This is a genomic window from Paenibacillus taichungensis (genome assembly GCF_047302525.1).
Lineage (GTDB): Bacteria > Bacillota > Bacilli > Paenibacillales > Paenibacillaceae > Paenibacillus > Paenibacillus taichungensis_B.
In genome coordinates this window covers 6,086,985-6,099,712 of the sequence record NZ_CP168020.1, presented here as the reverse complement: position 1 = coordinate 6,099,712, position 12,728 = coordinate 6,086,985, and the positions used below count along the sequence as shown (strand labels likewise).

General features: G+C 46.2%; 11 protein-coding genes. 7 read left to right on the top strand and 4 right to left on the bottom strand.

Annotation, left to right across the window (positions count from 1 at the left end; genetic code table 11):
- Positions 1-26 precede the first annotated feature (26 nt).
- Positions 27-941, bottom strand: coding sequence for an AraC family transcriptional regulator (locus tag ACDJ58_RS27785; RefSeq protein WP_413373982.1), 915 nt, complete (start codon positions 939-941; stop codon positions 27-29).
- A 119-nt stretch (positions 942-1,060) separates the two neighbouring features.
- Between ACDJ58_RS27785 and ACDJ58_RS27780 the strand changes: the two genes are divergently transcribed.
- The 3 genes from ACDJ58_RS27780 to ACDJ58_RS27770 all read left to right on the top strand — a co-directional run bounded on the left by ACDJ58_RS27780 (position 1,061) and on the right by ACDJ58_RS27770 (position 6,483).
- The gene (locus ACDJ58_RS27780; RefSeq protein ID WP_413373981.1) at positions 1,061-2,398 is read left to right on the top strand and encodes a glycoside hydrolase family 30 protein; all 1,338 of its coding nucleotides are present in this window, start codon (positions 1,061-1,063) and stop codon (positions 2,396-2,398) included.
- Positions 2,399-2,689: 291 nt separating this feature from the next.
- Positions 2,690-3,880, top strand: a complete 1,191-nt coding sequence (locus tag ACDJ58_RS27775; protein ID WP_413373980.1) for an MFS transporter — start codon at positions 2,690-2,692, stop codon at positions 3,878-3,880.
- A gap of 320 nt (positions 3,881-4,200) precedes the next feature.
- Complete coding sequence (locus tag ACDJ58_RS27770; RefSeq protein WP_413373979.1) at positions 4,201-6,483, top strand: 5'-nucleotidase C-terminal domain-containing protein; 2,283 nt, start codon at positions 4,201-4,203, stop codon at positions 6,481-6,483.
- Positions 6,484-6,599: 116 nt separating this feature from the next.
- Here ACDJ58_RS27770 and ACDJ58_RS27765 read toward each other — a convergent pair whose 3' ends face one another.
- The 3 genes from ACDJ58_RS27765 to ACDJ58_RS27755 all read right to left on the bottom strand — a co-directional run bounded on the left by ACDJ58_RS27765 (position 6,600) and on the right by ACDJ58_RS27755 (position 8,525).
- A complete protein-coding gene (locus tag ACDJ58_RS27765; RefSeq protein WP_413373978.1) occupies positions 6,600-7,286 on the bottom strand; it encodes a hypothetical protein in 687 nt (228 codons plus the stop codon).
- A 36-nt stretch (positions 7,287-7,322) separates the two neighbouring features.
- Positions 7,323-8,261, bottom strand: coding sequence for a macrolide 2'-phosphotransferase (locus tag ACDJ58_RS27760; protein WP_413373977.1), 939 nt, complete (start codon positions 8,259-8,261; stop codon positions 7,323-7,325).
- A 123-nt stretch (positions 8,262-8,384) separates the two neighbouring features.
- A complete protein-coding gene (locus ACDJ58_RS27755; RefSeq protein WP_413373976.1) occupies positions 8,385-8,525 on the bottom strand; it encodes a hypothetical protein in 141 nt (46 codons plus the stop codon).
- Between the two features lie 227 nt (positions 8,526-8,752).
- Here ACDJ58_RS27755 and ACDJ58_RS27750 point away from each other — a divergent pair, with 227 nt between their 5' ends.
- The 4 genes from ACDJ58_RS27750 to ACDJ58_RS27735 all read left to right on the top strand — a co-directional run bounded on the left by ACDJ58_RS27750 (position 8,753) and on the right by ACDJ58_RS27735 (position 12,420).
- Positions 8,753-9,049 (top strand): hypothetical protein, encoded by a 297-nt coding sequence (locus tag ACDJ58_RS27750; protein WP_413373975.1) that lies wholly within the window; start codon positions 8,753-8,755, stop codon positions 9,047-9,049.
- Between the two features lie 67 nt (positions 9,050-9,116).
- Positions 9,117-9,728, top strand: coding sequence for a TetR/AcrR family transcriptional regulator (locus tag ACDJ58_RS27745; RefSeq protein ID WP_413373974.1), 612 nt, complete (start codon positions 9,117-9,119; stop codon positions 9,726-9,728).
- A 99-nt stretch (positions 9,729-9,827) separates the two neighbouring features.
- A complete protein-coding gene (locus ACDJ58_RS27740; RefSeq protein WP_413373973.1) occupies positions 9,828-10,781 on the top strand; it encodes an SDR family NAD(P)-dependent oxidoreductase in 954 nt (317 codons plus the stop codon).
- A gap of 193 nt (positions 10,782-10,974) precedes the next feature.
- Positions 10,975-12,420 carry a DEAD/DEAH box helicase gene (locus ACDJ58_RS27735; protein WP_413373972.1) on the top strand — a complete coding sequence of 482 codons (1,446 nt, stop codon included), beginning with the start codon at positions 10,975-10,977 and terminating at the stop codon, positions 12,418-12,420.
- Positions 12,421-12,728: the final 308 nt, after the last annotated feature.

Genomic DNA, 12,728 nt, shown 5'->3' with positions numbered 1-12,728 from the left:
GATACGAGTACGCGGAATGCGATTGTTTAATCGAAAAAACGGATGCTGCCCATGGTCTGCCTGTATTCACTGGGACTCATGCCAGTCCATCTTCTGAACTGCCGACTGAAGTGCGCAAGACTGGAATATCCGAGCATGGCGGCAACCCGAGTGAGGTTAAGATCAGGCTGGTGTATTAGCTGCTTGGCCTCGTGGAGCTTCAGTTCGGACAAATATCTGCGCGGGGAGATGCCGTATACTTTCTGAAACGTCTCCAGTGCATATCCAGGGCTGATTTGAAGCGAGGCCGCAATCTCTTCAATCCGAATCTCCTTATCCCCCAGCCCTTCCCGCTGGATATTCCCGGCATTGAAGCGGCTTTTGATTGCCTCGGCAATCAGTGTTGCATAGTGCGCCACAGTAGGCGATACGGCTTCTTGGGAACGGGAGGAGCTTTGCTCTGCCAATATCGCCAAAATCTCCAGCAAACCAGCCTGCATACGGAACAGATCTGATGTTGTATATTCTTCTTTGTGCTGAAGCAGATCCACCCATTTCATCATGACTTCCGTTAATCGCTGGTTATCCTCGCCGCCACATGGGAACAACATCTGCACATGTCTACTCATCTCCTGACGAAACAGAACCTCATCTACATTGAAATGGGCAATAAAGTAGGTCAGCCCCTGCTCCTGATTGCATTCATTGGTATGTTTGCATCCAGGCGGGATAAGCAATATATCTCCTGCTTGGAGATCATAACGGATGTTCTCCAGTATCGTCGTCTGCGATCCTTCCAGAATCAATATCAATTCAAAGGCCAAATGCGATTCCAGCGGCACTTGCCAGCCCTGTTTCACCTTCTGCATGTGAGCACCAAACAGCTTGACGTTCCAGTCCGTCGCAGGCAGCCATCGGCTCTCCGGAGATAGATAAGAACGGTATGGTTCAGGAATGATCATGGATTTCACCACCTTGGATTAGGGCAAATTTTACGCGGTTCAGCGTATCTTCTTTTGCAGTGGGACTTGATATACTGACTGTACATCATACCTGAGATTCAAGCGAGGAGGAAATTCCAATGTCCCTGACATTACATGGTTATTCCACTACACCAGATCATGCGTGGAAAGAGATCTCTTATACATCTACAAATGAAAACGCTAACTTAAAGCTCACAGGTGCACAGCATCAGCTTGTAGAAGGATTTGGCGGTTGCTTTAATGAGCTTGGTTATATTGCCTTGTCTCACTTGAATGAGGAGCAGCGTCATGACGTATTTCATTCCCTCTTCCACCCGGAAGGTGAACATAAATTCAACATCTGTCGCCTGCCCATTGGCGCGAGTGATTATGCAGAGCAATGGTATAGTCACAATGAGGTGGACGGCGATGTGGCCATGGAACATTTTTCGATCGAACGTGATTTCAAATATCTGATTCCATACATCAAAGAGGCCCTGACCTATAATCCGAATCTGCAATTCTTTGCCTCGCCGTGGAGCCCGCCTACTTGGATGAAGTCACCGAAAGCATATAACTACGGAACGCTTCGCTGGGAAAAGGATATCCTGGAAGCTTATGCGCTGTATTTCGTCAAATTCGTACAGGCTTATCAGGACGCTGGCATTACCATCCATCAGGTCCATGTACAAAACGAAGTCATCGCGGATCAGAAATTCCCTTCCTGCATGTGGACAGGCGAGCAGCTGCGTGAGTTTATCGCCGATTACCTGGGTCCTGCTTTTGACAAGCATGGTCTGGATACGGAAATCTGGCTGGGAACGATCAACGCACCTGATCCATGGGAAGAATTGATCAAAAAGAAAACAAATGATTTTGACGAATATGCCGGACTGGTGCTTAGTGATCCCAAAGCCTACGCCTATATCAAAGGAGTCGGTTATCAGTGGGCAGGCAAAAATGCCATTCAACGTACAGCCGCAAGCTACCCGGAGCTTCGTTACATGCAGACCGAGAATGAATGCGGTGATGGCAACAACTCGTGGAACTACGCCAAGTATGTATTTAACCTGTACCAGCACTATTTCAGCAATGGAGTGAATGCGTACATTTACTGGAACATGGTTCTGGAGCCGAAAGGCCGCAGCACATGGGGGTGGGAGCAAAACTCCATGATTACGGTAGACCCGGATGCCAAAGAAATCATTCGGAATCCCGAGTATTATGTGATGAAGCATTTTGCTCATGATGTCGTTCCTGGTGCGCGAAGAGCGGGTCTGTCTGGAGCCTGGAGTGGCAAAGCCGTGGCTTTCCGCAACCCGGACAATAGTCTCATCATTGTCATCAACAATCCGTTCAAGGATAGCCGTGATCTGCATCTGGCATATGAAGGACAGACACTCCGGTTCGAGCTGGAGGCTGATTCCTTCAACAGTATTGTCATTGAACCGAATTAACTACCACTTAAATACTCGCAGAAGTAGCGTCATGCTCTGGGAAATTCCCTGAGCAGGCGCTATTTTTCTGTTTCACGATCCACTATGATCACACCTGTAGAACGCCAACCATAGATGACTTAACCAAAGGTCATTTTGTTTTTATATTTACAAATCTATAAATATAGATATAATGTAATCCAGTGAACCAAACCTTACTGACAAATCTTATAGAAGGGCTCAACGATATTTATTTTTAAGTTATTATATCTATTTATCTGTATATTTAAATTAATTGGAGGTACGCTTCACATGAAATCACAGCAGGTCAACCCGCTACTTATCCTCATTCTGGCACTGGGTGTATTCGCCATCATCACTACAGAAGTAGGCATTATAGGAGTACTACCCCTGATCACGCAGAAATTCAACATTACCGCTGCACAGGCTGGATGGCTGGTAAGTATTTTCGCTCTAGTTGTTGCCGTGTCTGGCCCTTTTCTGACTTTGCTTGTATCTGGTATCAATCGTAAAACTATTTTGTTAACTGCTGTACTGTTATTTGCCATTTCCAATGTAGTCTACGCCTACACAACCCGCTTCGACATGATGTTAATCTTTCGGATTATCCCGGCCATTTTTCATCCGGTCTTCTTCTCTGTTGCTCTCGTCACGGGTGCCAAGCTGGTCCCACCGGAAAAAAGCAGTCAGGCCGTTGCCAAAGTGTTTACCGGGATCACTGCTGGCTTTGCATTTGGCGTGCCCCTAACTTCCTATCTTGCGGAACGATTCTCGTTGGAGGCTGCGTTTTGGTTCGGAGCGGTTGTCAGTCTCATTGCTTTCGTCGGTATATGGATTTGGCTGCCCTCGATGCCTGTGCAAGAAAAGATGTCTTATGGCAAACAGATCGGTATATTGCGTAAACCTGCGCTGTGGCTAAATATTGCTACTGTCGTTTTTATTTTTGCAGCGATGTTCTCCGTATACAGTTATTTCGCCGAATACCTTGGGCAAGTCACCCGTATGGGCGGTTCATGGATTAGTGTGATGCTCTTGGCCTTTGGTGTTATTATGATCGCCGGAAATTTGGTATTCGGACAGCTTCTGCATCGGAATATTCCGAGGACCGTTTTCCTCTTCCCGTTGCTATATATGGCGGCTTATTTACTCGTTTATTATGCAGGTTCCTATTTCATGCCGATGATTATCATGGTGTTCGTCTGGGGTGCGATTCACTCTGGCGGTCTGATTGTCAGCCAAACTTGGCTAACAACGGAGTCTCAGGAAGCACCGGAATTCGGAAATAGCCTCTTTGTCTCTTTCTCTAATCTGGGGATTACCCTTGGTACCTCCATCGGTGGCTGGTTCATTGCCCAACTCGGCATCCATCAGGTTATCTGGAGCGGAATCATCTTTGGTCTGCTTGCTTTGGTATCCATCGTTGTCAAAATAAAATTTTTCACCTCTCGTAGTCGTAGTTCAATTGAACGGCATAAGAGTTAAGGGTCCAGTTGGTCTGGAGCGAAGCGCTATCTCTCCTCCATAACGAAAAAGTCCCTTCTTTATCAGTAACATTCTCATATTGAAGTTCCAAGCGTCATACACAATCAAATATGATTTGGGTGTTGTTGAGGAAGAAGTTAAACATATAAAGAGACGTGTAGAGACTACTCTGATCATTTCCAGTGGCATTTCCTGTGAATGATCCAGAGCGGTCTCTTTTATTTGTCATTTTGTGGTTTACATTTACCAAATGTTTATCTAGTATTAACTCCAATGACACATATCTTTACATAACACTAGATAACAAGGGAGATTACAACATGCGCAAATTTTCGCCGAAACGTTACGCCGGATGGCCCTTATCATTCCTCTTATGTGCCTCCATCCTCTTCGCACCTTTTGCCTCCACTCCGGCTCAGGCTGCTGAAGCAGACAGGGAAACTAAGATTACGTTGCTGGGAACATCGGACATTCATGGCCGATTTATGCCGTGGGACTATGCCCTGGACGGTCCGAATCCGACAGGTAGCATGACACAGTTGTACACGATCGTGAAAAAAGTACGTGCTGAGAATCCGAATACAATTCTGCTGGATGCAGGCGACATGATTCAGGACAACTCGGCTGAACTGTTCAACGATCAACCTCAATCTCCCATGATGGTCGCAATGAACGAAATGAAATATGACGCATGGGTCATGGGAAATCATGAATTTAACTTTGGATTGGACGTATTAGAGAAGATTTCCTCACAGTTTAAGGGACAACCCTTGGTAGGTAACATTTTCAAAGAAAACGGCGACCGCTACATGCCTGCCTATACGATTATTGAGAAAGACGGTATCAAGGTTGGCGTCATCGGAATGAACACACCTATGATTACTGAGTTCGAAAAAGGTACGGATCACCTGAATGGCATCATCGTCAAAGATCCTGTAGAAGAGACCAAGAAGGCCATCGCCGAGCTGAAAGGCAAAGTGGATGTGATGGTTGGACTCATGCATATGGGACTGGATAACGAGAACGGGAACCCGGGCACCGGGGTCACGGATATCGCCAATGCCAACCCGGAGCTGGCTGCCATTTTTGCCGGACACATGCATACGCTGATTGAATCCCAAACGGTTAACGGCGTATTGATCTCCGAGCCAAACAAATATGGTTCACACATTTCACGGATTGACCTCACGTTTGCCAAAGAAGGCGACAAGGTTGTACTAAAAAGCAAGGAAGCACAAGCACTCGCTGTAAAAGCAGCTGATGGCTCTTATGAAGTGTCCGATCCCGGACTGGAAGATACACTGCATCCGTTCCACGAGTTCGCTCGTGCCGATGCCAACATTGAAGTAGCTGAACTAAAAGGAACCAACATGGTACCGGCAGATGAGATTACAGGCATTCCTGCTGTGCAGATTCAGGAGACACCACTCTCTGACTTCTTCACCGAAGTCATGTTACATTATAGCGATGCCGACGTTGTCGCACACCAGATCGATAACGATAAGGCCAAGCTAGATGTCGGACCGATCAAGAAAAAGGATATTGCGTTCAACTACCAATATACCTTTGGTGAAGTAACGGTATATGAAGTGACCGGACGTGATCTGAAGGATTACATGGAATGGTCTGCGGGTTATTTTAACTCCACACGCCCTGGCGATGTGACGATCAGTTTTGATCCGAAACGACGTGCTTCCAAATACAGCACCGACGATTTCTTCGGCGGAGTGACGTATGAGATTGACCTGACCAAGCCTTACGGCAGTCGGATTACGAACCTCAAATACAGCAATGGCACAGTGGTTAAAAAAGACGATACGCTCAAGCTCGGCATGAACGCCTACCGGATGGAAGCCCTGATTGCCAAAGGTGGAGCACTGGAAGGACGTAAGTTCAAGCAATTATGGTCCTCCAAGGATGCTTCAGCATTTGGCGAGATTCAAGGTACGATCCGTAATCTGTCTATTGCTTATCTCAAAGACGTGATGAAAGGCGTTTATGAACCGAAAATCCAGCACAACTGGAAAATCACCGGTGTCGATCTGACAGCACCTGCACGTGCAGATATCGTAGAGCTGATTAATGATGGCATCATGTCTGTTCCGACAACGGAAGATGGCAAGTATACCAATATTGCGTCCATTAACATTTTGGATGCGGTGACTGAAGAAGAAATGACTACACTTGCCGCCAAAGCGAACGTAAGTATTGCGAAATTCTCTGGCGTGAAAACCAAAGGTGAGTTCTATCAGGAGCTGAATAAAGCTCGTAAGGCGTCCACTGGCAGTGGTGAAGAAGAGACTTCACCTGAGAAGCCGACGACACCAACGGTACCGAAACCAGACACATCGAAACCAGGCAAACCATCTACATCACCAAGTACAGGTAAACCGGGTACAGTCGTTAAAGGTAAACAAGCCAAGGTTACTGCGGACTACCTGAACGTACGCTCCAGCGCTTCATCCAAAGCCAAAGTGGTTACTGCCGTACCGAAAGGCACCGTTCTTGAGGTGATCAGTACAGATAAGTATGGTTGGGTCAAAGTGAAACTGGATGGACGCGTAGCTTATGTCTACGGAAAATACGTAACTATGCTGAAATAGATTGCCAATTAACGACTTTAGGTAATTAATCTATTCATAAGAAAGACCTCCTCCACAATGCATGTGGAAGAGGTCTTTTCTTTTTTGGATTTTAGAGCCATACGTTACGTGTTCACCTACTCCTGCGCCAAGCTTCGCACCTTTTTCACAAACTGATCCAGCTTGATTCCATTCGTTTGTTTGGTGAATTCAAGCGCCTCGTTGGAGAACCCCTCATAGGCAGAAAGGACATAATCCCCATCGACGATATAGTACGTGCCATAACGAGAGAAGGAATAACCTCCACGTTGCTCGGACTCTACTCCCTTTTTGATCGCTGTAACTATTCTCTGACCAGGCATAAGTTTAGGTTCGAGCGCCGCAAACGCTGCGTTATAGAACAGAAATGTCTCCTTGGCTACATCTCCTCCTACAATCACTTCGTGCACCTTTACCTCGTAAGAGACGAACTCAGCTTCGTAGGGAGTCATTCCCGTAGTCTCCTGCTTTTCTGCCACTTTGCGTTCAGGTGTATCTGATTCAGTGGTCAACACCATACTGAAATTCGGCAAAACGCTCACAACCTCTGCCACAATAACTGCATCTGAGAAGTCCATGATCTCTCTAATGGTCACTTTTTTCATCCATGGAGTCACGAGAGACTGTGGCGATAATGGGTAGTCCTCCCTCAGTTCCTGTAACCGTTCTTGGGAGAGAACATCTAATTCATTATCATCCGAGTTAGAAAAAGGGGCCGAACAACCTAATAGACCGACTGTTAGCGTGATTGCAAACAACCAACACACTACACGAAGTTGTGTCACGCACCCTTCTCCTCCCTAGCGTTTATTCGCCTTATATTAATCCCGCTTGATATCCCAGCTTGCAAGCATACCTCTCGCCATCTCCATATTGGATTCTTCCCCAGTGATTAATGCAAACTGTGCAACGATTGCCGGGTATGCCGCCCACTGCTCCCGAATATGCTCCAGCATCCGAGGCCATGTTCTTCCCCCTGCCTTCTCATAGCGATCGAGCAAATTCCGCAACCCTTCCTCTTCGAAGAGCGCATAATAGATGACAAAATCCTTACCCGGGTCGGCAATCTCCGCCTCAGTCCAATCAATCAGCCCGGTAACCCGCTGGGCATCGTCGACGATAATGTGCGGTGGATGCAGATCACCGTGATTGAACGTTGAGTGCTCAGGCCAATAGCTGTCCGTTGTCAGCCACCCTTCCCACCGACTGGCCAGTTGATCTGGCACCTCAAAGCTTTGTTTAATCTCCTCAATATTCGCTGCAAAAGCTTCACGAGCTTCTGTAGGCGTCTTGCTACGCACTCCGCCCTTTACCGCCTCATCAGGATCAATGTTATGCAGTGCCACTAGTGAAGCAGCGAGCGAATCGAAAAAATCATCGGACAAGCTTTCCTGTGGAAATCGCCATGCGTACCCTCCCCCTGCCGGATCAACGATCGCAATCGGTTCTCCATCAAGTAAAGGATAGGCGATCAGCTCCGGCGTAAAGATCCGCCATTCCGGTACCTCTACCGGCAGATGCCCTTTTACAACCTTCAGCACCTTGCGCTCATTTTCAGCCCGTTCCCATACATCCTCGCGCCGTGGCTGGCGCAGTACCCACTGTTGTCCCTGTTCATCGGTGGCAAATGCTACACGAAAGTCCATACCGGACTCATTGATGTTCATGGATTCCTCAGCAATATGAAGCCCGTTCTGTGCAGCTAAAGATTTTAGTTCCTTTTGAAATTCCAACTGCTCATTCACGTTCGATTTTGTCATTTCAGGATTTCCCCTTTTCCTCAATAAAATAAAAAAACACAGACATTCATGCCTGTGCAGTCCATTTGGATATTGGGTAACCTGAATGCTCGCGAAAAAATAGTAGTGCATTAAAGAACCACTCTATTGGAGCGATTCTTCAACGACTAGCGGCATACGTGTAAATAGGCAAACCGATCCCGATGAGCTGCACACAGGCAGAAACACAGCAAGCGCAAACAAACGTTTCGCCATACTATCTCCATCGGATATAATTTGCCACACGTATCCCTCCGTTCCGTAAGTTAACCATATGTTAACATATTCCATTTTTTTGTTCCAGCTTAAATGTAGGTTTTTTGTTCTTTTTTTTCAGCGATATGCAGGAACTTTGGTGGCTCAAAAACCGTCATACGTATAGATACATTACAAAAAGGATGAGGTGAGCGACAAATGTCCATTGTACGAAAATTATCCGCATTACCGTTCATCTTGCTTCTGTTAACGTTAGGATGCGTAGAAGAATCAGCGAAAAAGGGGAGGAGAAGCCCCATTTACGCGGGATTATTACGAATTTTTATGAAGAAAAGGGACAGGTCCTCATCGACAATGAAGAAGATAACGGTGTTGAATCAGGACCCATCTTAATTTCACTTCATACAAATGCCGAACTCATCATCGAAGGAGAGACCGTCACAGTACCTTTGGATGAAACACTGGTTGGTCGAAGGGCAGATGTATGGATAGATGAGTTTATCGCTAAATCCCGTCCTCCGCAGACTAAGGCTCTGAAGATGGTCATCCATTAACACAAGATTGAACAGATGATATGTTATAATAACGAAATAATCTTATAAGGAACGGGGAAGGATTCGCATGGACGCTAAACAACCCCCAGATCAAGAGAATCCCATTTCTCGTGGTCGACCAAGGAGTACAGAAGTTCACAAACGCATACTGGATGCCACGTTAACCTTACTTGGCGAAGTAGGTGTGGAGAAACTGAGTATGGAGTCTATCGCACAGCTCGCAGGCGTAGGCAAAAGCTCAATCTATCGGCGTTGGAGCAGCAAGGAAGCGCTGATCGTGGATGCATTGGAACGTGTCAAGCCGGAGTTCAGTACAGCTGTACAAGGCGAACTACATGAAGTGTTGTACGAAATGGCCCAAAGTTTTGCCCATAAGATGAACAATCCGCTTGGGAAGCAGATGCTCTCATTGCTGATTTCAACCCTATCTGGCAGTTCACAGATTTCAGAGTCGTATTGGGAAAACCATTCACTGCCGAAGACCAAGGAAATCTCCAGTCTGCTTGAACGTTATATTCCGAAAGAAAAACTACGTCAAGATACAGATCTGGACCTGGTGTCTGATTTTATAATCGGCTTTATTATGTATCAACTCTTGCTCAAACCGACTTCATCCGATCTGGATAACGAACTGAAACGCGGTATTGATATGATTTTAAACGGAATACAACCCAAATGATTTAGGTCCCGCTATGATTAGCAGGACCTTTTTTATTGACAATTAACGATACGATACAGTATCGTATCTAATATAAAATCATTTAAGGGAGTGTAATTCATGAGTAAACCCAATAAAACAGTGATTATTACCGGCGGTAATACCGGTCTTGGATACGAAAGTGCCAAAGTGATCGCTTCATCTCAGAAGTGGCATGTCGTTATTGCTTGCCGCAGCCTAAGTAGAGGAAACACTGCGGTGCAGACTTTGATCCAATCTACCGGTAACCCCAATATCTCGGCTATGGAGCTAGATTTGGCTTCAACGACATCCATAAGGAAACTTGCAGCGATATATATACAAGCCGATCTTCCGCCTCTCTATGCCATCGTTTGCAATGCTGGGTCTCAATTTGTGCAAAATACACAATCTACTACGGATGGTGTCGAGGCAACCTTTGGTGTGAACCATCTGGGGCATTTCCTGCTCGTTCGCTTGCTGCTTGAGTCGCTTCAGGAACAGGGGCGAATCATCGTTGTATCCAGTGACACGCACGATCCCGGAACCAAAACCGGTATGCCCGCTCCTCGCTATGCTCACCCCAATATCATGTCTGATCCTGCCCAGTCCGATCAATTACTCGCCGCCCTCTCTCCTTCTGCCAGGGGACAATTACGTTATACAACATCGAAGTTATGCAATTTATATTTCACCTATGAACTCGCCCGCCAAGTCCAACAATCTGGAAGAACTGTTGCAGTCGCTGCATTTAATCCTGGGATGATGCCTGGCAAAGGTTCCGCTCTCGCCAGAGAGTATCGCCCGCTCCTTCGTTTCATGTGGAATTATGTAATGCCTCTGATGCGTTTCTTTAATGCTGGCATACGCACCACTAAGCAATCAGGAACTGACCTTGCAAGTCTCGTATTACATCAACCTACAAGCGAATTAAAGGGAACGTACTGGGATGGACCGAAGAAAATCTCTTCTTCCGAGGAGTCGTACAACCCTGAACGTGCCGTAGAATTATGGGACTGGAGTTCAGAAAGAGTCGGTTTGCATCATACGATTTAAACATCATTGTGAATTACTCCGTTAACCCACCTGCATATAGAGTATAATGAAGAGGTATACGATAAATGTACGGTGCAATGCTTGTATATAAGCATATTGCACAATTCGATTCCAAACGCTCCCGTGTACAAGTCGCTTTAAGGAATTATGCAATATGCTCTTGTATTCAAAACTAACGTAAAAGAGGTTAACGATGAGTAAGCAACAATTTAAAGATTATGGACTTGGCGAAGAAATCGTAAAAGCGCTGGATAGCCTGGGCTATGAAACCCCAACGGAGGTTCAAACCAAAGTTATTCCAGTAGCCCTTGAAAATAAAGATCTTGTGGTCAAATCCCAAACAGGCAGCGGGAAAACAGCCGCCTACGGCATTCCACTCTGTGAACTGGTGGATTGGAACGAAAATAAGCCTCAGGCTTTGATTCTAACGCCCACCCGTGAGCTGGCTTTGCAAGTCAACGAAGATATTACCAATATCGGTCGCTTTAAGCGTATTAAAGCAACCGCACTATACGGTCAGTCCCCTTTTCATGTTCAAAAAGCGGAGTTAAAACAAAGAACGCATGTCGCTGTAGGTACACCTGGACGGGTACTGGACCATATCGAACGCGGCACCCTGCCACTGGATCGCATCTCCTACCTTGTCATTGACGAAGCCGATGAGATGCTGAATATGGGCTTCATCGAGACGGTGCAAGCCATTATTCAGGCACTGCCTAGCGAGCGAGTGACGATGTTATTTTCCGCTACGTTCCCGGAAGATGTAGCCAAGCTGTCACGCAAATACATGAACAATCCGGTGGAGATTGAGATCAAGGCAAGCGGTCTTACAACAGCCACGATTGAACATGCTGTGATTCATGTTCCAGAGGTGAACAAAACGGCGCTGCTTCAAGACCTGTTTATTGTTGAGAATCCGGACAGTTGTATCGTGTTCTGCCGTACGCAGGAGAACGTGGATAAATTATTCCGGGTCATGGCTGACCTCGATTATCCAGCAGATCGTATCCATGGGGGCATGGAACAAGATGAGCGCATCGAGGTGATGAATGCATTCAGAAGAGGACAATTCCGTTATCTGATTGCAACGGATGTAGCCGCACGCGGGATTGATATCACGAATATTACCCATGTCATCAACTACGATATTCCTTTGGAAAAAGAAGGCTATGTGCACCGTACAGGCCGTACGGGTCGCGCAGGGAAAACAGGCAAAGCCTTTACCTTGGTTACCCCGAAGGATGGCAGACGTCTGGCCGAGATCGAATCGTATATCGGATTTGCCATTCCTGTCGTGAAAGCTCCTTCCGAGGAAGCTGTTGACCGTCGTCGGGAAGAGTTCGAGAAGCGTTTGAAGATCGTGCCTGAACGCAAAAAGGACAAGCGTGAACAGTTGAACCAACAGATCATGAAGCTGAACTTTAACGGAGGTAAGAAAAAGAAACTTCGTGCGGTAGACTTCGTGGGCACCATCGCCAAGATTGAAGGCGTCACTGCAGACGACATTGGGATTATTACCATTCTGGATAATGTAACCGATGTGGAAATTCTGAATGGCAAAGGCCCACTCGTGCTTGAGGTTATGCAAACTACAACGATAAAACGTATGCAGCTCAAGGTTCGCAAAGGTCATAAATAGAATTTGAACCTGTTTAAATAGAATGTTATCCAACAAGGGGTAGTGGCTTATTTTATAAGTCTACTACCCCCTTTTTTATAAATGCTTTTCTCTACTTCTACGTTGAGGATTATTGCCGATGGCACTCATAAATGCAGGTAAATTACTCGCTATTGCCGCTATATTCCGGATAAAGTTCCATTTGTTCATCAGGGTACACATTGTTCACTTGTACAAGATTCTATTTTAATTACACTAAATATGTAAACGCTTCACAAAGGACCGATATTAGGAGGTTTGTGTAATGGGCAACAGGAAAGCAGTCTGGT